Origin of the sequence: Vibrio sp. 10N.286.49.E11, assembly GCF_041469505.1 — a bacterium.
GTDB classification, from domain to species: Bacteria; Pseudomonadota; Gammaproteobacteria; order Enterobacterales; family Vibrionaceae; genus Vibrio; species Vibrio crassostreae_C.
Genome location: NZ_JBFRKQ010000004.1, coordinates 128,762 through 150,613, shown reverse-complemented (window position 1 = coordinate 150,613; position 21,852 = coordinate 128,762). Strand labels below are relative to the sequence as shown.

16 protein-coding genes and 1 pseudogene are annotated in these 21,852 nt (G+C 45.0%); 6 read left to right on the top strand and 11 right to left on the bottom strand.

Features of this window, described 5'->3' with window-relative positions; translation table 11 throughout:
- Positions 1-101 precede the first annotated feature (101 nt).
- Positions 102-1,007, bottom strand: coding sequence for a DUF808 domain-containing protein (locus AB4167_RS01265; protein WP_372135997.1), 906 nt, complete (start codon positions 1,005-1,007; stop codon positions 102-104).
- 175 nt (positions 1,008-1,182) lie between these two features.
- Between AB4167_RS01265 and AB4167_RS01260 the strand changes: the two genes are divergently transcribed.
- Positions 1,183-2,109: a M14 family metallocarboxypeptidase gene (locus AB4167_RS01260; RefSeq protein WP_372135996.1), complete on the top strand. Its 927-nt coding sequence runs from the start codon at positions 1,183-1,185 to the stop codon at positions 2,107-2,109.
- A 205-nt stretch (positions 2,110-2,314) separates the two neighbouring features.
- Here the strand turns inward: AB4167_RS01260 and AB4167_RS01255 are convergent, their stop codons facing one another.
- The 6 genes and pseudogenes from AB4167_RS01255 to xsc all read right to left on the bottom strand — a co-directional run bounded on the left by AB4167_RS01255 (position 2,315) and on the right by xsc (position 9,092).
- On the bottom strand, positions 2,315-3,922 hold the full coding sequence (locus AB4167_RS01255; protein WP_171732749.1) for a BCCT family transporter: 1,608 nt from the start codon (positions 3,920-3,922) through the stop codon (positions 2,315-2,317).
- Between the two features lie 486 nt (positions 3,923-4,408).
- Positions 4,409-4,981 carry a malate synthase gene (locus tag AB4167_RS01250; RefSeq protein ID WP_017070684.1) on the bottom strand — a complete coding sequence of 191 codons (573 nt, stop codon included), beginning with the start codon at positions 4,979-4,981 and terminating at the stop codon, positions 4,409-4,411.
- A gap of 247 nt (positions 4,982-5,228) precedes the next feature.
- Positions 5,229-5,420: pseudogene (locus AB4167_RS01245) on the bottom strand (hypothetical protein); the annotation flags it as partial.
- Positions 5,414-5,800 (bottom strand): nuclear transport factor 2 family protein, encoded by a 387-nt coding sequence (locus AB4167_RS01240; protein WP_136980003.1) that lies wholly within the window; start codon positions 5,798-5,800, stop codon positions 5,414-5,416. The gene AB4167_RS01240 and the pseudogene AB4167_RS01245, both read right to left, overlap by 7 nt.
- Before the next feature lie 264 nt (positions 5,801-6,064).
- Complete coding sequence (locus AB4167_RS01235) at positions 6,065-6,880, bottom strand: FRG domain-containing protein (RefSeq protein ID WP_136980005.1); 816 nt, start codon at positions 6,878-6,880, stop codon at positions 6,065-6,067.
- A 400-nt stretch (positions 6,881-7,280) separates the two neighbouring features.
- Positions 7,281-9,092, bottom strand: a complete 1,812-nt coding sequence (xsc, locus tag AB4167_RS01230; protein ID WP_004731917.1) for a sulfoacetaldehyde acetyltransferase — start codon at positions 9,090-9,092, stop codon at positions 7,281-7,283.
- A gap of 262 nt (positions 9,093-9,354) precedes the next feature.
- Between xsc and AB4167_RS01225 the strand changes: the two genes are divergently transcribed.
- Together AB4167_RS01225 and AB4167_RS01220 are read left to right on the top strand one after the other, a co-directional pair.
- The gene (locus tag AB4167_RS01225; protein WP_372135995.1) at positions 9,355-10,338 is read left to right on the top strand and encodes an AAA family ATPase; all 984 of its coding nucleotides are present in this window, start codon (positions 9,355-9,357) and stop codon (positions 10,336-10,338) included.
- 3 nt (positions 10,339-10,341) lie between these two features.
- Entirely contained in the window at positions 10,342-12,060 is a 1,719-nt protein-coding gene (locus tag AB4167_RS01220; protein ID WP_136981767.1) for a cobaltochelatase CobT-related protein, read from the top strand.
- An 84-nt stretch (positions 12,061-12,144) separates the two neighbouring features.
- On the opposite strand, the gene AB4167_RS01215 is transcribed toward AB4167_RS01220, so the two are convergent.
- Complete coding sequence (locus tag AB4167_RS01215; protein ID WP_054543163.1) at positions 12,145-12,909, bottom strand: sulfite exporter TauE/SafE family protein; 765 nt, start codon at positions 12,907-12,909, stop codon at positions 12,145-12,147.
- A 61-nt stretch (positions 12,910-12,970) separates the two neighbouring features.
- The gene (gene pta / locus AB4167_RS01210) at positions 12,971-14,044 is read right to left on the bottom strand and encodes a phosphate acetyltransferase (RefSeq protein ID WP_136981766.1); all 1,074 of its coding nucleotides are present in this window, start codon (positions 14,042-14,044) and stop codon (positions 12,971-12,973) included.
- 153 nt (positions 14,045-14,197) lie between these two features.
- Between pta and AB4167_RS01205 the strand changes: the two genes are divergently transcribed.
- A complete protein-coding gene (locus AB4167_RS01205) occupies positions 14,198-14,986 on the top strand; it encodes an IclR family transcriptional regulator (protein ID WP_136981765.1) in 789 nt (262 codons plus the stop codon).
- A gap of 93 nt (positions 14,987-15,079) precedes the next feature.
- Positions 15,080-16,507 (top strand): NAD-dependent succinate-semialdehyde dehydrogenase, encoded by a 1,428-nt coding sequence (locus tag AB4167_RS01200; RefSeq protein ID WP_136981764.1) that lies wholly within the window; start codon positions 15,080-15,082, stop codon positions 16,505-16,507.
- A 212-nt stretch (positions 16,508-16,719) separates the two neighbouring features.
- Here the strand turns inward: AB4167_RS01200 and AB4167_RS01195 are convergent, their stop codons facing one another.
- Together AB4167_RS01195 and AB4167_RS01190 are read right to left on the bottom strand one after the other, a co-directional pair.
- A complete protein-coding gene (locus AB4167_RS01195; RefSeq protein WP_136981763.1) occupies positions 16,720-18,903 on the bottom strand; it encodes a malate synthase G in 2,184 nt (727 codons plus the stop codon).
- 155 nt (positions 18,904-19,058) lie between these two features.
- Positions 19,059-20,012: a LysR family transcriptional regulator gene (locus AB4167_RS01190; RefSeq protein WP_009845781.1), complete on the bottom strand. Its 954-nt coding sequence runs from the start codon at positions 20,010-20,012 to the stop codon at positions 19,059-19,061.
- 130 nt (positions 20,013-20,142) lie between these two features.
- On the opposite strand from AB4167_RS01190, the gene AB4167_RS01185 reads away from it, so the two are divergent.
- Entirely contained in the window at positions 20,143-21,741 is a 1,599-nt protein-coding gene (locus AB4167_RS01185) for an isocitrate lyase (RefSeq protein ID WP_017071002.1), read from the top strand.
- The last annotated feature ends 111 nt before the right edge of the window (positions 21,742-21,852 follow it).

Here is a 21,852-nt window from a genome sequence, read left to right as displayed (position 1 = left end):
ATAAACACCCTCCATTTAGCGAAAAGGGTCACCATAGTAATTATGGTGACCCTTTTTTGTTTCGATGAAAGACTGTCTTATTCCCAGCAGTAATTTAACGATTACTTACCGCGAATTTTTCCGATAGCAGTCCAAATAGCAACGACAATCAATCCAGATAAAACCCCAATCACACCATTTAATAGCGTTGGTACCACCGCAGTCGCAATCGTATGTCCACTAAAATCCATAATAATCGGTTCAATTAAATGATGAATCGCAGGAACGTTGTGCACCACAATACCGCCACCAACCAAGAACATCGCAGCCGTGCCGACAACCGCAAGCATCTTCATCAGCTTTGGTGCAAAGGCGACTAACCCATTACCCAATCTGGTTTTAATGGTACTCCCATTCGATGTGCGCTGGAGATAAAAACCTAAATCATCCAGCTTAACGATCCCAGCCACTAAGCCATAAACACCAATCGTCATCACAACGGCTATCAAACTTACGACAAGAATCTGAGTCACGATACTTGTACCCGTTACGGTACCCAGAGCTATCACAATGATTTCCGCAGATAAGATGAAGTCGGTACGAATTGCGCCTGAGACCTTTCGCTTCTCATACGCTTCAACAGATTCACCCGAGCTGCTTTCCTCATATTTCTCTTCGTGTTGATGAGCATGAGGAAAAAGCTTTTCTAAGATTTTCTCTGCCCCTTCAAAACAAAGAAACAGACCACCAATCACCAGTAGTGGCATGATCAACCAAGGAATGAATGCACTGATCAATAGTGCTGCCGGAACCAAAATCAGCTTGTTTTTAAATGAGCCTTTTGCGACCGCCCATACCACTGGGATTTCTCTTTCAGCAGAAACACCGGATACCTGCTGGGCGTTAAGGGCTAAATCGTCACCTAATACGCCTGCGGTTTTTTTAGCGGCTACCTTAGACATCAATGCGACATCATCCAACACGGTTGCAATGTCATCTAACAGTGTTAGTAAACTTGCTCCAGCCATTTTGTTGTCTCTTTATAAAGAATTGAACCATCAATAAAATGTAACACCATCAATTCACTCATCAAAGTTATGAGTCTGTAAAAAATAAAGTCACAAGTTGTGTTTTCTATTGCTGTCTCTGTTAGACAGGAATAATCTGTCTTAATCTTTCACGAACATAAAAGAAAAAGTATAGATGAAAAGTGAATCTACCTACCCGATTGGTAAGCCAGGGCAAAAATGGCAACAAGCAGAACGTCAAGCATGGTTAGCTCAACGAACGGTTAAGCGTGAATACCAGCAAGAAGTTGTACCAAAGATTAAAGCACTGGCAGACCGCTTTGACATCGAACAATACGGCGCACTGAGCTACGACGAAGCTCGCTTCCCACTCTTCGCTATCAAGAGCAAAAACTGGGACGAGTCAAAGCCGACGATTCTGGTAACAGGTGGTGTTCACGGTTACGAAACCAGTGGCGTGCATGGCGCGATCAAATTCGCTGCGACTCAAGCAGAAAAATACACGGCGCACTTCAACATTGTTGTCGCACCTTGTGTGAGCCCTTGGGGCTACGAAGTGATCAACCGCTGGAATCCAAATGCTGTTGATCCAAACCGCTCTTTCTACGACGGTACGCCAGCAGAAGAATCAGCAAACCTACGTGCATTAGTCGCTTCTTTACCAGAAATCTTAGTTCACGTTGATCTACATGAAACGACAGACTCTGATGAAACTGAATTCCGACCTGCACTCGCAGCTCGTGATGGCATTGAGTACATCGAAGGTATGATCCCAGACGGTTTCTACACTGTTGGCGATACTGAAAACCCACAACCTGAATTCCAAGCTGCTGTCATCGCTTCAGTTGAAAAAGTAACCCACATTGCGCCTGCGGATGACGAAGGCAAGATCATTGGTTCAGACGTCACTCAACACGGCGTGATCAACTACCCAATGAAGAAGCTTGGCTTATGTGGCGGCGTGACTGACTGTAAGTACGGTACAACCACAGAGGTTTACCCAGACAGTGACAAAGTAACAGACGAAGAGTGTAACGATGCTCAAGTTGCTGCTGTTGTTGGTGCTTTGGATTACGTTATTCAGCACGAATTGAACGCGTAAGCGTAAACCCGCTCATAGCTAGAACCGGGCACCTAGACTAATAACTAAGAGCCAAGAACTAAAAGAGCCACAAATGACTACTCACTTGTGGCTCTTTTTTGTTTCTCTTTCGCTGATGTCTTCTACGGCATAAAAAAGCTCCCTTGCACGCGGTGCAAGGGAGCTTTGAATCTGCTGATTAGAGTAAGTTCCTATCTAGAGGTACTTACTTAGTGGCCGGAGTAACCGTTTCTTGCCCTTTACCGACTTCTGTCAGTAGGCCTTTCAACAAGCTCACACAACCAATCAAAAGAATGATCGTAAACGGCAGTGCTGCAATAATCGTAATAGATTGCAGAGCTTGGATTGATTGAGTACCACCAATCCACAGCATCACCATCGCGATAGCACCTGAGATAACCGCCCAAACGACTTTCTGTTTCACTGGCACTTCTAATTTACCACCCGCCGTCATGCCATCGATAACGATAGAACCTGAGTCCAACGTTGTAACGAAGAACACGATGATCAGCGCGACTGCGAGAACAGACAGAATACTACCGAACGAGTAAGCATCTAGCATGTAAAACAAGCTTAGAGATACATCTGTAATGCCTTGGTCGAGGCCAAGTTGCCCCACCTGATTAATCACTTGCTCGATAGCTACGCCACCGAAGATAGACATCCAAGCTGAAGTCACCAATGTTGGGATAATCAATACGCAAAGTAGGAATTCACGAACCGTACGGCCTTTAGAAATACGCGCTACGAACATACCGAAGAAAGGTGCATACGCTACCCACCATGCCCAGTAGAACACAGTCCAACCATGCAGCCATGTTGTGTCTTCACGACCCGCACTTTGGCTCAAAGCTACGATATTTTTCACATAGCCCGTTGCCGCAGTTGCCATTGAATCAAGCACAGTTGTGAAATTCAATACAGCGATAAGACCAAGGAATATGAATGCAATAACCATGTTCAGGTTACTTAGGAACTTAACACCACCGTCCATACCACGTAGTACAGAGATGATCGCCAAGCCCATGATCAGAACGATGATAGATTGCTGAAGGAAGATGTTGTTTTCCAAGCCGAACACGTGGCTAATACCACTTGCTGCTTGTGTACCACCTAAGCCCAATGAAGTCGCAAGGCCAAACAGAGTAACCAGTACGGTTAGTACATCGATTACATCACCAGTTTTGCCCCACACACGCTCACCCAGAATTGGGTAAAACACAGAACGCATTGATAGCGGTAAGCCTTTGTTATAAACAAAGTACGCCAGACAAAGCGCCGTCATGCCATAGATAGCCCATGCATGAAAACCCCAGTGGAATACGGTTGCGCCTAGCGCCAGTTCACGACCAGCGGCTGTGAAAGGTTCTGCGTCTAATGGCGTTCCGAACCAGTTAGTGAAGAACGCAGTTGGCTCTGCAACACCCCAGAAGATAAGTCCAATACCCATACCTGCTGCGAATAACATCGCAATCCAAGATGACATTGAATAGTCCGCCGTCGCGTCTTCGCCACCTAAACGGATTTTACCCAACGGTGAAAAAGCAAGAACAACAGCAAACGCTAGCATGATGTTAGCTCCCCACATAAACAGGAAGTCAAACTTTGATAGAACAGCACCCTTAATAGAATCAATTGCAGCTTTAGCATCTGCAGGAGGAAGAGCAAGAAGAGTGATGATGAAGAGAAGAGATAAGCCAACTGAGGCTACGAAAACTGTGTTATGGACATCCATGCCCCATTTACTGACGTTGTCTTGACCAACTTGATAGTCAGTAGAATCAATACTGTACTTTTTTGATTTAAAACTCATAAATTATGATGTTCGCATATCCGATTCAACGAATATAAGGACGCTCTCCATATCCAACTACTACTTGATTGGCTCGCCGCATCGCCTAAATAAAAGGCAATAAAAATCACAATAGTTAGTGATAAATGGACTTACTGGCTCAATCCCAAGGCGCACATTATAGCACAGCTCAAAGCATTTTGACTGATTTTTAGCTCAATAGTCACCCAAACCACCGTTGATAGTGATAGTTAACCCAATAAAAACAGAATAAAACAAAAGAATAAAAACCTTCAAATACAACAATTTAAATTAAAATGACGCACCGTAAAATCACATCCAAACTTTTTGCAGATAATTTTAATAATCACCCAATTTACTTATAGCTCTAATAAAAAAGCCCCGCTATAGGGGCGGGGAAAGTTACCAAAGGTAAAAGAGAAATCAGTGCTCAAATGTCAGCGCTGCGTCTCACAGATCAGCACTGCACATTTCAAAGACAGTTCGTTAGATTGCGAAGCAAAAACCTAGGTTATAGTCTTCACCATTTTTCGCAGTGAACTCTTTGTCTTCACTTGATGCATTCGGGCGGCCGCTTTCATCGCCCTTCACTAGGCTCACCCAGTGACGGATGCCAGAAGAACGGCTGGCCTCAGTTTGACCAAACGTAGTGCACGTCTCTAATTGGATATCTTGAATATCAACCAACTCCAGACGGCCTGTGCCTTTACGAGCGCCGATTGTCACTTCAACGTGCGTACCGCTTTCATCACGGAATAGGATTGCTGAAGGCTTAGATTTATCACCTGTGTAAGCTACAAAGTGTTTAGCGCGTTTTAGGCCGGTGTGCTCACCGTTTTTGAAGTAAACCTGAACATGTCGGTAATCAATCTCGTAGCTCACCGCGTCTTCGTGTGAACCCGCCTCAAGAGGAAATAAAGTATCAAGCAACTGTTTCGCCATTTTCTGTTTTTCGAGTTGCTTGTCTGCTTTCACCATTTCGACGGCAAAGACAGCTTCAGCAATAAATGTTGAATGGTTTCTGTGAAGTTCTGTTTTGTCCAGTGTCAGCATATTCATAGTCTATCCCTCGTACGGCTTTAAATTTCATTTAGGTCAAACATCCCAATAGACCCTTTTCAAAATTGTTCTTTACTGTGTGGTTTCCATGTTTTTCATACTACTGTTATTTTTGAAACAATTTCACAACAAAAATTACACAGTGTGAATTTTACTAAATTGCTTTTTTACACACTCCTATTTTTAGGGGTAAAAAGAGTCGTAAGCCATTAATTTAAATAGACTTATGATCATAGAATATTCATTTTTACGTCTTGTTTGAATTTGTGTAATAACCGACCCCTACTAGCTTATTGTCGATAACTCGATAGTAAGTGTGCTTAGTTTCCACTTTGCTCGACAGCGGATTTAACCATCGATAGGTGTAAACGCCACGACCATTTTCTTTGGCTAGATTTAACATCTCAGTGAGAATCGGTTTATCGTCAGGACTTAGATTTTTACGCTGATTTTTCCATCTTTCAGGGTAAACACGTCGACCATGCGAGCTTCGATGACACTGCCATCCGGGTGCGTCGCAGAAAACGTAGATTCACTCACAGCGCGGTCACCGCACACAAAGTGGACAGGATCGCTCCAGGCTGCATCTGGAAAGTTCTGCCAAACCAATTCAAAGCTATTGCGAACGGCTTCGTACCCTTCGATAGTGTTTCCAAGTTCGCCTTCTCCTGCCACGGTGTGGAAGACACAGTCTTCGGTCATAAACGACATTAGCGCTTCAATATCATGGTTATTCCATGCATCACTAAAAGACTGTAAAAAGGCGGTGTCGACTTGGTTTTCCAGCACGAATGTCGCTGCATTGGTTTGCATATTCATATTCCAGAATCCTTTATGTTTTCGTTATTGGTTTAAATTTCAGTAGCTTTGCGCCACTTTTTTATTAGAGTGTTTAAACTAGATCTGTAAAAATTTAACAACTTGATAACAAGATTCATCACTCTAACTTCGAGTTACTTTATAAACAATCTTTAAGCTCACAGATTTCATCTTTTTATAAATTAATTGGTGTTCTAATTTTATTTATCTCGTAATCACTAGATCTATATGAGCTCTAAATAAAATCAGTAGAAATATTAGACTTTAGTCGAAATCAAAATCTTGATGGTACTTTCGGCCATACTGCTCAAGCTGGCGATCATGAGTATTCACTTGTAATTCAATATTACCCTCACCTTTATTCATTGCTTGATTGCTATCTAAATGAGCTTCGTTTTTTAAATCCGTTAGTTTCTCTTCGACATACTCTGTCGGTTCATTTAAAACATTCATGGATATTAACTCCTTTATCAGGTTTACTTTCACTGATGGAAGAATATGAACGGACACTAGACCGTTTGAATACTCTTTCTCATCATACAAAGGCTGAATGGCATCATTGCCACCTTCCTTAAATGGGTGAATGGAATACCACTTCTCCTTGCGTGGCTCTTGCTGATCACAATCAGCCACATTAAATATCTGAGTTTTGTTGAGATCACACGGCGAGCTAAAAACACTAACATTTTGATAATCAATAGCTTTTATAATATTGATACAGTCTTTACTTTGGCTATGACACACAGACCACAACGCATTGACCAGGTTATCTGTCCACTCAAGTAAACGGGTAGGAAACCCCTGTTTCTTGGCTAAACACATCAATAACCAATCGTTTATCTCGTGTGCACTCAACGAATGCCCGCCATAAACTCTCACGGTCGAGAGAATCTCTTGTTCGACACGGCGAATATTCTTTCGATTTGAGCGACCTAAGCTTGGCATTAGATTATTATTTTCATAATCACACACGTTATACATCAAACCACGTTGGTCACTGCATTTATTCATTAATGAATTAATTATTTTATACAACTCTTCGAGTGAGCTTATATAACGTTCATTGTTCACAGCATGCATGTAATAGGTCACTTAATTTAAATTTATTACAATTAAAAATTAACTATCATGGTTAATCAGTATCGTTACGAATGATTTTAAAAATGACAATAGGTATATGTCTTTATCAATGGCCATATATCCTCATCAATAACTAACAGTTATAAAACCATTAACTAAGGAGCAATTAGCTAAGGGTCGATTAATAAGGAACGACAAAGTTTATATAACTAAAACCACTTATATGTACAACAGTCATTTAATTCATGTTCTAACGTTTGACTAAGGATTATTGAAATACGGGTTGCCGGTATTCACTTAAGTACATTGCCAATACCCGTTAATATTGCCCGACCACATTCTCGATTGCACTTTCTCTAACACTCTCGAAAATACCATGGCCGGACAAACTTCCTACGACTTATACGTAATCTTTGTATTTATCTAGGAAACGAACCGGTGTTGATAGCGCATCTCGGCGGAACGGGTCGCCCAACTCCTGAGTACACATGATTTCAATGATGGTTGTTTTGCCTTCGTTCATCTGCATGTCGATGGCTTTTTGCAAGGTTGGACCTACATCTTCTAGCTTATCAACCGTGATACCTTCAGCGCCCATTGCTCGTGCAATCTCTGCAAAGCTTTGGTTTTCAAGTTCACCGGCAACAAAGCGTCGGTTGTAGAAGTCGACTTGGTTCTTCTTCTCTGCACCCCATTGACGGTTGTGGAATACCACAGCTGTCACTGGAATGTTATGGCGAACACATGTCATGGTTTCCATCAGGCTCATGCCCCACGCACCGTCGCCTGCATATGAAATAGCGGGACGATGAGGTGCCGCAGCTTTCGCACCAATGATGGTCGGGAATGCGTAACCACAGTTACCGAAACTCATTGCAGCAAAGAAGCTGCGTGGTTTTTCAAAGCGTAAGTAGCTGTTTGCCACTGAGTTGATGTTACCGATATCCGTCGAGACCATAACGTCTTCAGGCATCGCTTTTTCTAGCTCACGCAGTACTTGGCGTGGGTGTAGGTATTCACCACCAGAGAACGGAGTCTCGTGTGAGTTTTCCTCAATCATATCTAAGCTGAACGAGTCACGTTCGTGTGTCCACTCATCAAGCTCTTTTTCCCAAAGTGCTTTCTCTGTTGCGACTGTATCTTGGCGAGCGCCTTTGTTGTCATCACACAACAGTGCGCGGCCTTCCAATCTTTCAGATAGAGCAACCGCTGCTGCTTTTGCATCACCACAGATACCAACCGAAATCTTCTTAACCAGACCAAGCATCTTGTTGTCTGCATCAATCTGAATGATTTTCGCGTTCTTCGGCCAGTAGTCCATGCCATGTTGAGGCAAGGTACCAAATGGACCAAGACGTGTACCCAAAGCGATAACCACATCCGCTTGAGCCATCAATTTCATTGCTGCTTTCGAACCTTGGTAGCCTAAAGGACCACACCATAATGGGTGACTAGCAGGGAAAGAATCATTGTGTAGGTAGCTGTTCACAACAGGAGCACCCAGTCTTTCTGCCAGTGCCGCACACTCTTGAACTGCGTCAGCCATTACCACACCGCCACCAGAAATGATGACTGGGAATTTCGCTTCAGCTATCAGGTCTGCTGCTTCATTCAGAGATTTCTCGCCACCGGGACCACGGTCTAAACGCGCTGGTTTAGGGATCTCGGTTTGAGTTTCACCGTAGAAGTAGTCACGTGGAATGTTCAGCTGAGTCGGACCCATTTCGCTCATTGCGCGGTCAAAACATCGGCCTGTGTATTCCGCCATACGGTCTGGGTGCGTTACGTGTCCTTGATATTTAGTAAACTCTTGGAACATTGGAAGCTGGTTACACTCTTGGAAACCACCTAAGCCCATTGTTTTAGTGCCTGTCTCTGGCGTCACAATTACGACCGGGCTATGTGCCCAGAACGCAGCTGCAATTGCTGTTACACAGTTACTGATACCCGGGCCATTTTGCCCGATAACCACGCCATGGCGACCAGATACACGAGAGTAACCATCTGCCATGTGGGCAGCGCCTTGCTCGTGTACTACTGGGACCAATCGAATGCCAGCAGGAGCAAAGATATCCATTGCGTCCATAAATGCCGACCCCATGATGCCGAACATATCGGTAACATCATTAGCAACCATAGTTTCAACGAACGCTTCTGATGGTGTCATTGTTACTGTGCCGGAAACAACCGTACGTTTTTCTTGCTCGCTCATTCTTCCATTCTCCTTGAGTTAACCAAAATTTCATTTTTCGGAATGAATTGTCTCTTTTTCGAATTCATTTTCACCTTAGTAGTAGAATTTTTGCGCGTCAACTTTTTATATTAAAATGGAACAATTCATTCTAATTAATAAAACTGGATCACATTATTGGTAGTTTTTCGTACAAAAAGTGCCGTTAACTTAACCGGAGCTGTTAATAATCGATGACATATCGCGATAGCAGCGACAAGTGATGAGCTATATAGAGGGAAATATGATGAAAGAGGCGGAATTGGTACCAACGCAGCCGGTAAGTGTAAGAGAACGCTTTGGCATCGACAGCAACCTAACGGTGATGGCATTTGAACATGCGGGCGAATATGTTCCTAAAGTCGATCCTAACTACTGTTTCGACCCCGAAGTGACGTTGGCTATATTGGCGGGGTTCACCTCCAATCGTCGCACATTAATACAAGGCACGCACGGAACCGGCAAGTCGTCTCACATTGAGCAAATTGCCGCGAGATTGAATTGGCCGTGTTTGAGGATTAACCTAGACGGACACTTAAGTCGATTGGATTTCATAGGTAAAGACAGCATCGTCGTTAAAGACGGAATGCAGGTAACAGAGTTTAAAGAAGGCATTCTTCCTCAGAGCATTCAACAACCCATCGCACTGGTATTGGATGAGTACGACGCTGGTCGCCCTGACGTGATGTTTGTGATTCAACAGCTATTAGAACAAGACGGCAAATACACCTCTTTAGAACAAAACCGAGTGATCACGCCTCACCCTTCTTTCCGCTTGTTTGCAACCTGCAACACGCTTGGCTTGGGTAACTTCTCAGGTTTGTATTCTGGCACTCAAGTGCTTAACCACAGTCAGTTAGATAGATGGAACATCATCGCTACGCTCAACTATTTAGACCCACAACATGAAACCAAAATCGTGTTATCTAAGCTTCCGAAGCTGAATAATGAAAGTGGCCGACAACTGGTCGAAAAAATGATCGCCACCGCAGGGTTAACGCGTAACGGGTTTCGGGCTGGCGACCTTTCGACGGTGATGTCTCCGCGAACAGTGCTCACTTGGGCTGAAAACATCCAAATATTCGATGATGTAGCCACCGCATTTAGGTTGTCATTCTTGAATCGCTGTGAAGACGAAGAGAAAGAACTGGTTAGCGAATACTATTTCCGTTGCTTTGGTGAAGCCTTGGAAGCGCATACTCAAAATTATTCGCACTCGGAGTCGTAAACCATGGCCAATATTTCTTCTCAGCAGAAAAAGATCCTCGATATTGGTGTGTCTGTCGCCAGAGCAATCAGTGGTGAACTCGATCTGAACTATCGGGGAGAACGACTCTATAAAGGCAATAAGCCCTGTTATTACCAGTCCGCACATACTAACGATCTCACCTTTGTATCTCGCCACGAGCTAAAAAGCAGCAAGCTATCGATGCAAGGTAAGATCGATTCATCGGCACTGCGATTATTGCTTTCAGACGCTGACCTCCATTATTCATTGCGCCCTCAAAACGAAATAGAACGTCTGCTTTACGACTTCTGCGAACAGGTCCGAATTGAATCTCAAGTCCCGCCTTATCTAAAAGGCGTGACCACCAGTATCCAATTCAACTTTGCGTATTGGAGCAACCAATATCATCAAAATGGCTTTACCGAATCACGAATAGGCATGTTGCTGTTTACACTGATGCAAGTCATCTACACCCGCTTAACTGACGTTCCGGTGTCTGAGCCTATCGCTGAGACCATTGAATCGACTCGCGCCGGCATCGTGCCTACTTTTGGGCATAGCCTGAAACGCTTAAAACAACATAGAACCGACCAACAACAGTTTGCACACTGCGCCAACGAGTTGGCAACCCTTGCACAAGAGCTCATCAACCAAGAGCAAGAGAGCGATAACTCGGCTACGCCAAGCGTTGAAGAAGACATCAAGATCCTTGCGCAGCTTGCCCTTATCGTTGATGGCGACATTCAAGATCAAGACGTCGATACTGACATCACAGGCAGTAGTAAGGTGTTCGAGCTTTCGGGCGCGAATTATCAGGTCTTTAATTCAGAATTTGATCAAGTCATCGCCGCAGATAAACTCGTCAGGCGCGCCCTATTACTCGAACTGAGGCAGAAACTCACCGATGACATCATGGCGAGACAAGTCAACACTCGCCGTTTAGCCGCTATGCTTACTAGCTTTGTTGCCACACCACAGAGGAACCGACGTCAGGAGCATTTAGAAGAAGGCATTGTTAACGCCACGACCATCACCAAGCTCATCACTTCGCCATTAGATCGCACTGTCTTTCATCAACCTGACATCGGCGCATCTCATCAATGTGCCATCACGTTTTTGATGGATTGTTCAGGTTCAATGCAAAAGCACAGTCACAAGCTAAGTTTGTTGATGGACACCATTCTCAAATCTGTAGGATTGGCTGATATCCCATTTGAGATCATTGGCTTCACTACCAACAACTGGAATGGTGGCAAGGTCTATCGACGGTGGCTTAAACAAGGCCAACCAAAGCACCCAGGCCGCTTGAACGAAGTTCGGCACATCGTGTTTAAGGATTTTGATACGCATTGGAGACGATCTCGCCTTGGCATTGCGAGTCTTCGTAAAGCAGACATCTTTAAAGAGGGGATTGATGGCGAAGCGGTGCAGTTCGCTAGTCAGCGGTTGCAACAGCACAGTGCACAAAGAAAGGTTTTAATCGTGTTCTCAGACGGCTGCCCGATGGATACCGCCACCAGCACCGCCAACGATCAGTTCTATTTGGATAACCACCTCAAACAAGTGATTGAACGTGAGTCGATCAAAAACGGGATTGAGATTCATGGCGTGGGGATGGGAGTGGATTTGAGCCCATATTACCGCAACAACATTACCTTGGACGTACAAGAGAGCTGCTTGTTCGGGCTATGTAGGAGCATCTTTGAGATGCTAAAGCGCTGACGTGTCAGTGAGGAGGGTGTCATCAAGCATTAAACGAGAATCAAGCCCTTCTCCTTCAAAGATAATTTTGATAATGAAAACGTTCTAAGCCAAAAACAACGACCATGCAGAGACCGCCATCAAGTACCCACCAATCAACATCAATACAATAAACACTAGCTTTCTGAGTTGATCATTAGACAACGGCGGTGGGAAACGTCGAGCAAACATCGTGACAAGCGCTACCAAGGGAACAGCAATAGCAGATAACCACAGTATGCTCTGTTCCATGTCGCCTGCAGCGTAGACATTGACAGTACGTGACATCGACGTACAAGCGAACACCATCAGCAGTGTGCTTCGCACCAGATCGAGCGAAAAAGGTTGCCGATAGAGATGATAAACAATCGGTGGACCTGCCATCCCAAACAACCCTCCCGCTAAGCCAGAACTAAAACCAGACAACAAAAACGATACAGTTGCCGAACGATCCTTTCTGGTTTTAGGTTTGAACATAAAACTCAAACCTGCGAATAGCACCATCGCACCCAATAGTCCTCGGAGAATATGCGTTGCCGAATCGCTTAACTCGTCCAGCAAGTACACCCCCATCGAAACGCCGGGAATAATACCGATGACCAACACCACCAGAATCTTGAGTTCCCCAAGCAGTGGCTTACCCATCAACGCGACCAAGCAATTGAACAAGGTCACGATGCTAACCACAGCGGCAATCACGGGTAAAGAAACCAAATTAAGACTGACCGTTAAACCAATCACGATGATACCGAGGCCAAAACCCGTGACAGTTTGGAAGTAGGTACCCACCGCAATTGTGGCAAGAATAGCGAGTAAAACAGGTAACTCCATTAGCAGTCCTAGTTAGGTTGTTTTGGGGGTGAATATGAGAGCAAGATTCAGGAGCGAGATGTTAATACCTAAAATCAAATGTCGATTCATCTCTTTTTTCAGAATCAGCCGCCACGTCAGTCTTTGAATTTGCTGTTTTCCCTTGCTGCGCTTGTACCGCGGTCACCGCGATTACATTAAAGATGTCTTGTGCGCTACACCCTCTTGATAAGTCATTCGCAGGTTGATTCAACCCTTGTAACAGTGGACCAATCGCAACTGCCCCGCCTAATCTTTCCGCAAGCTTATAACCAATATTACCGGCTTCTAAATTGGGGAATATCAACACGTTCGATTGACCTTTCACCTCTGAATCTGGCAGCTTTTTCGCGGCAATCTCAGTCACAATCGCGGCATCGAGTTGAACATCCTGATCGACGGCGATTCCGGGACAACGCTGTTTCACTAGTTGAGCCGCGTTACGAACCTTATCGACCGATTCGTGCTTGGCACTGCCGTTGGTCGAAAACGACAGCATTGCGACTTTAGGTTCTTCCATCAGTAGCGTTTGAGCGCTGTTTGATGCGGCCACTGCAATCGATGCTAGCTCGGTTTCATTGGGGTTAATCACCAAACCACAGTCACTAAAAATCATGCCGCCTTTAAGATTATGGAAAGGCTCACACAACATCATCAGAAAGAAACTGGACACCAATTCACTGTTTGGCGCGGGGCCGATAATCTGAAGCGCAGCTCGCACCACATCAGACGTGGTATAAACCGCACCATTAACTGTGCCATCCACCAGCCCCTCTCTGACCATCAAATTGGCAAAAACGAGTGGGTCTAGAACCAGCTCTAGCGCATCATCGTAAGTCATACCTTTCGCTTTTCTTAATGTATACAACCGCTCAGCGAGCACTTCTTTGAGTGATGACGCCTGTGGGGAAACAATATGAATGCCTACAAGATCAATGTGATGCAATTCTGCAGCAGCGATGATCGCTGGTTCATCCCCGACTAAGGTGATGTAAGCGAGCTGTTTGTCTATCGCCATTCTTGCGGCTGCTAGTACTCGCGGGTCCTCAGCTTCACTCAAAACCACTCGCTTACGATCTAAGTGAGCCTTGTCAATAATCCGTTCAATCGCCTTCATCTTAAATTCCATTTATTGAGATTAATTGTTCCATAATTTATATTTATATTATTGAAATAATAAAAAAGGTCAAATTTTATTCAGATAATTGAAGAATAATGATTTGGTATGTACACTCTTAGGCATAGACATATCGCAAGGATGGATCATTATATGCAAACAGAAACACCACCAGTTCAAGGGGATACACCGACTCTCCGACTTTTTTCACTATTAGAGGTGATAGCGCAAAAAGACGAGTTTATTTCTCTTCAAGGATTAGTCGAAGAAACTGGACTGCCAAAACCTACGCTGCACCGAATGCTTCAGCAGTTAGAAGCGGCAGGCATTATTCAAAGAGACGGCGATGAGAAGCACTACAGCTCAGGTATTCGACTCAGAAAACTTGCCGAAAACCTATTGTTGAATAGCACCATGCACAGTGCCCGACGCACTATTCTTGAAAACCTGAGAGCAGAAGTTGGTGAAAGCTGTAACCTAACGGCGCTATCAAGTGGCGAGATCATCTATCTTGATCGCGCAGAAACTGAAGCACCCCTTCGTTTTCATCTACACCCAGGCTCTCGCGTCCCAGTGCATTGCTCAGCAAGCGGAAAACTATTTTTGGCGCACATGTCTAAGTCACAGCGCAGACGATTAATTGAAAATGTGCCTCTGACTCAATACACAGTGAACACCATTACAGACTATTCGATGTTAGAGAAAGACATCGAAGAAGCGAAAATCCAAGGCTTTGCTATTGATGATGAAGAGTTTTTGCCAGGCTTAGTCTGTATCGCTGTGCTGATACCCTCACCAACAGGTCAATCAAACCTAGGCCTAGCGATACAAGCACCTGTGATTCGAGTGAAACCGGACGAAGCAATAAAATTCTTGCCCGCACTTCAAAAAGCAGCAAAAGCATTAGCGAAGATAGAAGCAGACAACTGGGCGCAAGAATAACCTTGGCAGGCTAAAGCGAATCATCAGCACTGCATAGACATCAACTCAATAACAGCACCAACACGTGTTAAGTAATCATCAAGAAGGAATCACATGCTAGAAATTAATAACCAGCGCTTACTCTCTTTTATGGTGACAGAAGCGAATAACGCGGTTGCCGTGACCAATCCAGCAACGGGTGAACTCATCGGGCACGCACCGGTATCATCAAAAACAGAGTTAGCGAGCGCGATTGAACGAGCTCATTTAGCACAGAAAGAGTGGGCAAAAATTCCTGCTAAATCTCGTGCTGCACTGCTTCATCGTTGGCACCAGCTGATCCTTGAAAACAAAGATGACCTTGCTCGAATCATGACAATGGAACAGGGTAAGCCGTTAGCCGAAGCGACAGGCGAAGTGGTGTATGGCGCGAGCTTCATTGAGTGGTTTGCAGAAGAAGCAAAGCGCACTTATGGGGATTCCATTCCTAGCACAGTCGCTGGCAAACGCTTGGTGACCATCAAGCAGCCTATTGGTGTCGCATGTGCGATTACGCCATGGAACTTCCCGATTGCAATGATCACTCGTAAAGCGGCTCCTGCCTTAGCTGCGGGTTGTAGCTTTGTCGTGAAACCTTCGGATGAGACACCGCTTTCTGCGTTTGCTGTGGTTGAACTGGCTTATCAAGCGGGTATCCCTAAGGATCTACTTCAAGTCGTTCTTGGTGAAAGCCCTGAACAAGTGGGCAACCTATTCACTTCGCATCCGTTGATCAAAAAAATCTCTTTCACTGGGTCGACCCGTGTGGGCAGCATTTTGATGGCTCAAGCTGCAAAAGGCATCAAACGCACCTCTATGGAGCTTGGTGGCAATGCACCTTTTATTGTGTTTGACGATGCTGACATCGACGCGGCCGTTCAAGGCGCAATGGCGTCGAAGTTCCGTAATGCAGGTCAAACATGTGTCTGTGCGAACCGATTCTACGTTCACAGTAAAGTGTACGATGAGTTTGTGGCTAAATTCGATCAAGCGGTTCAGCAGCTTAAGATTGGTAACGGTTTAGATGAGGGTGTCACGATTGGACCTGTTGTCAGCCTGAATGCGAAGAACAACATCCAAGCTTTGATAAACCGAGCGATTGAACAAGGTGCTGCGCCTGTAACGCCAACTCAGGAGCTTAATGGGCTTTTCATTCAGCCTGTTGTTCTTAAAGATGTAAAACACAGCATGGACATCGTTCAACAAGAGATATTTGGCCCAGTCGCGCCTGTGATGAAATTCGACACGGACGAAGAGCTTATCGAGATGGCCAACGATACCATTTATGGATTAGCGTCGTACTTCTACAGTCAGAACATTCATCGAGTATGGAACATCGCAGAGGCACTTGAGTACGGTATGGTGGGTATTAATGATGGCCTGATCTCAACCGAAGTCGCGCCTTTCGGTGGCGTGAAACAATCAGGTATTGGCCGTGAAGGTGCGAAAGAAGGCATCGATGAGTACATGGACATTAAGTATCTTTGCTTTGGCGGAAAATAAGGTTGGTAGTAACTAAGTTCTGGCAGTGATTAGGGCTCGGAAATAATTAAGTCTTAGTGATCACTAACCTGACCCACTTTCCACCTTTCCCTTCACAAAAATGAATCAAAAAAAAGCCGCGCTATAAAAGCGCGGCACCTTGGGCTCGGTTAAAGGGGGGGGGGCTTTTTTTAGTATTTTACATTCTCTATTTTTGTTATTCGGTTGCTTCGCTATTCCTGTGCTTTCAGTTTTAGACGCATCGCGTGCAGTACTGGCTCGGTGTAACCGCTCGGCTGAGCACAGCCTTCGAATACCAACTGACACGCCGCTGAAAATGCAATGCTGTTTTCAAAGTCAGGCGCCATGTTACGGTAGCTCTGGTCGCCAGCGTTTTGCTCATCCACCACTGCGGCCATGCGCTTCATGGTTTTCATTACCTGAGCTTCCTCGCAAATGCCGTGACGTAACCAGTTCGCAATATGTTGGCTTGAAATACGCAGCGTCGCTCGGTCTTCCATCAAGCCGACATCGTTAATATCAGGTACCTTCGAACAACCAACGCCTTGATCAATCCAACGAACCACATAACCCAGAATACCTTGTGTGTTGTTATCCAGCTCACTTTGAATATCTTGCGCAGTCAGCTTTTGGTTGCCCAGTAGCGGGATAGTAAGAATATCATCAACATTGGCTCTCACTCGCTCACGAAGCTCTTTCTGACGGCTTGGTACACTCACCTTGTGATAGTGCAGCGCGTGCAAAGTCGCGGCGGTTGGAGAAGGAACCCAAGCAGTATTAGCACCCGCTTGTGGATGTCCGATTTTCGCATCCATCATCTTCGCCATGTTGTCTGGCTCTGGCCACATACCTTTACCAATCTGGGCTTTACCTTGCAGGCCACAAGCTAAGCCAAGATCAACGTTTTGATCTTCGTATGCGCCAATCCAAGTCATGGTTTTCAGCTGTGTTTTAGGAGCGAATGGTCCCGCTTCCATACTGGTGTGAATCTCATCACCCGTTCGGTCTAAGAAACCTGTGTTGATGAACACAACACGATCTTTAGCCGCTCGAATACATTCTTTAAGGTTAACCGAAGTACGACGCTCTTCGTCCATGATGCCAACTTTGATCGTGAATCGATCTAGCCCTAATGCATCTTCAATGCGACCAAACAGCTCATTGGTGAACGCGACTTCTTCAGGACCATGCATCTTAGGTTTTACGATGTTGATACTGTTCGCAGTCGAGTTTTGGTACGCGCTGTTGCCTTTTAAATCATGCATCGCAATTAACGAAGTGATCATGCCATCCATAATGCCTTCAGGCACTTCATTACCTTCGGCATCAATAATCGCAGGGTTAGTCATCAAGTGGCCGACATTACGGATGAACAACATGCTGCGGCCTTTTAGTGAAATCTCACCACCCGTCACGCTGGTGTATTGGCGATCGGGATTAAGGTTACGAACAATAGTTTTGCCGTTTTTCTCTAGTGATTCTTGCAGATCACCTTTCATCAAGCCTAACCAGTTACGGTAAGCCAATGCTTTGTCTTCACCATCAACTGCAGCAACCGAGTCTTCGCAATCCATAATGGTTGTTAGGGCAGCTTCGACCAATACATCTTTAATACCCGCCACATCAACGCTACCAATCGGTGCGCTTGGGTCAATTTGAATTTCGATGTGCAGATTATTGTGTTTAAGAAGAATGCACGAAGGGGAACTTGCGTCACCTTGATAGCCAATGAACTGGTCGCTATCAATGAGAGTGACTTCTTCGCCGTTATCGAGTGTCGCTATGAGCTTATTGCCGATGCTAGCGTTACTGATGCTGTATTTGGTCACGTCTTTATGAGAGACACCGTTTAATGGCGCTGCATCATCAAGGAACTCACGAGCATAAGTCACTACTTTAGCGCCACGAGCAGGGTTAAAGCTTCCGCCCTTTTCCGCGCCATCACTTTCACTGATCACGTCCGTTCCGTAGAGCGCATCATATAGACTGCCCCAACGCGCATTGGCTGCGTTAAGTGCAAAGCGTGCGTTCATGATTGGCACCACAAGCTGCGGCCCTGCTTGTGTTGCGATCTCAGGTTCTACGCTGGCTGTCGTCACTTGAAAGTCATCGCCTTCAGGAACCAAATAACCGATCTGCTGTAAGAACTGTTTGTACTCTACAGGATCTAGCGTTTGCCCGGCACGCTCTTGGTGCCAAACGTCAATTTGATGTTGAAGATCTTCACGCTTGATAAGCAATGCGCGATTTTTTGGCGCCAAATCTTCAAGAATGGTTGCAAATGATTGCCAAAAGTCTTCAGCGACAATGCCTGTTCCAGGAATCACCTGCTCATTAATTAATTGGTAGAGGGTGCTATCAATGTTCAAGCTTCCCTGTTGAATACGACTGCTCATAAAATCTCTCTCAAACTAATTGATGGCTACTCAATAAATTTTCGTGACTAGCTCAAATTTACTTTACTGATTTAAACTTACTTAACGGACATGAATTTAGCTAATTTATGCCGGTTATATTGGATATTCATATAAAAAATACCCTACAAACTATGTTATTCCGTCACTCCACTCTCGATTTCGTTAGCGACACTTTTAATCAAACGACGCATCCACTGATGGTCTGGATTGGTTTGTAACAATGGACTCCACGCCATCTTCACCTCAAAGGGTTCAATCGCAAATGGCGCAGGCTTGATCAACAATCTAGGATTATTGCGCTGCAGTTGAGCTGCTTTGGTAGGAATAGTCAGGATAAGGTTCTTCTGCTGAGCGAAGAGAATCGCCGACAAATAGTGTCGAGTAAACACCGTGATGTTACGGGTTTTACCGATGCGCATTAATGCCTCATCTATCCAACCAAGCTTTTGTGCTTCACTTGGGTTTATTCCCACTCCCGTTCCCATACCTGTCTTACTTACCCAAATATGTTGTGCCTTTAAATAAGACAAAATATCGAAGTTGTCGGCGATCGGGTTGTCACAACTAAATAGGCAAGAAAACCCGTCGTGCCAGAGGCTCATCTGGTGAAACGACTGAGGAATATCGTCAAATCGGTTGATAATTATATCAACGGTACCTTGCTCTACATCCTGATAGCTCACATCACTTGGCGTCATTATATCCAGTCGTATTTTCGGTGCTATCTCGCTCAGTTTTTTCAATAGCGGCTGAATAATGGTCGACTCTGCATAGTCACTCGCCATGATACGAAACACGCGTTCACTGTCTTCTGCATTAAACTCTGTGGTCGGCTGCAGTGTCTTCTCTACATTCGCCAAGATGTTTCGAATCAGTGGCTGCAACTTGTGCGCGCGTTCGGTCGGTATCATCCCTTCACTTGTTCTCACTAATAGCGGGTCTTCAAACAGATCACGCAATCGGCGAAGGCCATTACTCATGGCTGGTTGAGTAATACCCAATTGATTTGCTGCTCGTGTAACGTTTCTTTCACGTAGCAACATGTCTAAATACACAAGCAAATTAAGGTCTATACGAGCAATATTCATAAGAAAAATACCGAATATAATAACTATAAATTAACAAAATTATCACATGCGTGGTTATTCTTTGTCCATAGCAAAGTTTTAATCCAAGCCAATTTGGCAACCATACCCCACGTGAAACTAAGGAATAGTTATGTCGCAAATTACACAAGATATCGAAATGATTGAAGTTGCAAAAAGCGCTGCTGGTGCTCCATGGGATGCAATTAACCCTGAATCTGCTGCTCGTATGCGAGCTCAAAACAAATTCAAAACAGGTCTGGATATTGCGCAATACACGGCAGATATCATGCGTGCAGACATGGCGGCTTACGACGAAGACAGCTCTCAATACACTCAGTCTCTGGGTTGCTGGCATGGTTTCATCGGCCAACAAAAGCTGATTTCTATTAAGAAGCACTTTGATGGCAAGACTGACCGTCGTTACCTATACCTTTCTGGTTGGATGGTTGCTGCACTTCGCTCTGACTTTGGTCCACTTCCAGACCAATCAATGCATGAGAAAACATCGGTTGCAGGCCTAGTAGAAGAACTATACACATTCCTGCGCCAAGCCGATGCTCGTGAACTGGGTGGTTTATTCCGTGAGCTAGACGCTGCACGTGAAGCGGGCGACGTTAACCAACAAGACCTTATCCAAGACAAAATCGACAATCACGTAACACACGTGGTGCCAATCATCGCCGATATCGATGCAGGTTTTGGTAACGCAGAAGCGACCTACCTAATGGCTAAGCAGATGATTGAAGCAGGCGCATGTTGTCTACAAATTGAAAACCAAGTTGCCGATGAGAAGCAATGTGGTCACCAAGACGGCAAAGTAACGGTTCCACACGCTGACTTCCACGCAAAACTTCGCGCACTTCGTTACGCTTTCCTTGAACTAGGCATCGACAACGGCGTTATTGTTGCTCGTACCGATTCTCAAGGTGCTGGCCTAACAAAAGAAATCGCAGTAGTGAAAGAGCCGGGCGACCAAGGTGATATCTACAACTCATACCTAGATGTTGAAGAGATCGATGTTGCAGATATGGCAGAAGGCGACGTTTGCTTTAACCGTGACGGCAAGCTAGTTCGACCTAAGCGTCTACCTTCAGGCTTATACCAATTCCGCCAAGGTACTGGTGAAGACCGTTGTGTATTCGACTGTATTGAAGCAATCAACGCGGGTGCTGACCTACTATGGATTGAGACTGAGAAGCCACACATCGGTCAAATCAAAGAGATGATGGACGGCGTACGTGAAGTTCACCCTAATGCGAAGCTGGTTTACAACAACTCTCCATCATTCAACTGGACGCTAAACTTCCGCCAACAAGCATACGATGCGATGGTAGCAGAAGGTAAAGATGTTTCAGCTTACGACCGTGCTAGCCTAATGAGTGCTGAATATGACGAAACTGAATTGTCTAAACGAGCTGATGACAAGATTCGCACATTCCAAGCGGATGCATCTCGTGAAGCGGGTATCTTCCATCACTTGATTACTCTACCGACTTACCACACTGCAGCGCTGTCAACCGACAACCTTGCAAAAGAATACTTCGGTGACCAAGGCATGCTGGGCTATGTTGCAAATGTTCAGCGCAAAGAGATACGCCAAGGCATCGCTTGTGTTAAACACCAAAACATGTCTGGTTCAGACATCGGTGATGATCACAAAGAATACTTCGCGGGTGAGAATGCACTAAAAGCCGCGGGTGAAGCGAATACGTCTAATCAATTTGATTAACCGCTAACGCTAAAGCCTCCCCCGTCCTTCTCTCTTACTTAGGTAAGATCCGGGGGAAGGCTTTGAGATAAAGCTTGTACTGCCAGCTTTATCTCAAAGCCTCAGATTTGT

What these genes read in the sequence shown, in the direction of transcription:
- AB4167_RS01265 (WP_372135997.1), bottom strand. Translation starts at nt 1,007, where the DNA reads ATGGCTGGAGCAAGTTTACTAACACTGTTAGATGACATTGCAACCGTG.
- AB4167_RS01260 (WP_372135996.1), top strand. Translation starts at nt 1,183, where the DNA reads ATGAAAAGTGAATCTACCTACCCGATTGGTAAGCCAGGGCAAAAATGG.
- AB4167_RS01255 (WP_171732749.1), bottom strand. Translation starts at nt 3,922, where the DNA reads ATGAGTTTTAAATCAAAAAAGTACAGTATTGATTCTACTGACTATCAA.
- AB4167_RS01250 (WP_017070684.1), bottom strand. Translation starts at nt 4,981, where the DNA reads ATGAATATGCTGACACTGGACAAAACAGAACTTCACAGAAACCATTCA.
- AB4167_RS01240 (WP_136980003.1), bottom strand. Translation starts at nt 5,800, where the DNA reads ATGAATATGCAAACCAATGCAGCGACATTCGTGCTGGAAAACCAAGTC.
- AB4167_RS01235 (WP_136980005.1), bottom strand. Translation starts at nt 6,880, where the DNA reads ATGCATGCTGTGAACAATGAACGTTATATAAGCTCACTCGAAGAGTTG.
- xsc (WP_004731917.1), bottom strand. Translation starts at nt 9,092, where the DNA reads ATGAGCGAGCAAGAAAAACGTACGGTTGTTTCCGGCACAGTAACAATG.
- AB4167_RS01225 (WP_372135995.1), top strand. Translation starts at nt 9,355, where the DNA reads ATGATGAAAGAGGCGGAATTGGTACCAACGCAGCCGGTAAGTGTAAGA.
- AB4167_RS01220 (WP_136981767.1), top strand. Translation starts at nt 10,342, where the DNA reads ATGGCCAATATTTCTTCTCAGCAGAAAAAGATCCTCGATATTGGTGTG.
- AB4167_RS01215 (WP_054543163.1), bottom strand. Translation starts at nt 12,909, where the DNA reads ATGGAGTTACCTGTTTTACTCGCTATTCTTGCCACAATTGCGGTGGGT.
- pta (WP_136981766.1), bottom strand. Translation starts at nt 14,044, where the DNA reads ATGAAGGCGATTGAACGGATTATTGACAAGGCTCACTTAGATCGTAAG.
- AB4167_RS01205 (WP_136981765.1), top strand. Translation starts at nt 14,198, where the DNA reads ATGCAAACAGAAACACCACCAGTTCAAGGGGATACACCGACTCTCCGA.
- AB4167_RS01200 (WP_136981764.1), top strand. Translation starts at nt 15,080, where the DNA reads ATGCTAGAAATTAATAACCAGCGCTTACTCTCTTTTATGGTGACAGAA.
- AB4167_RS01195 (WP_136981763.1), bottom strand. Translation starts at nt 18,903, where the DNA reads ATGAGCAGTCGTATTCAACAGGGAAGCTTGAACATTGATAGCACCCTC.
- AB4167_RS01190 (WP_009845781.1), bottom strand. Translation starts at nt 20,012, where the DNA reads ATGAATATTGCTCGTATAGACCTTAATTTGCTTGTGTATTTAGACATG.
- AB4167_RS01185 (WP_017071002.1), top strand. Translation starts at nt 20,143, where the DNA reads ATGTCGCAAATTACACAAGATATCGAAATGATTGAAGTTGCAAAAAGC.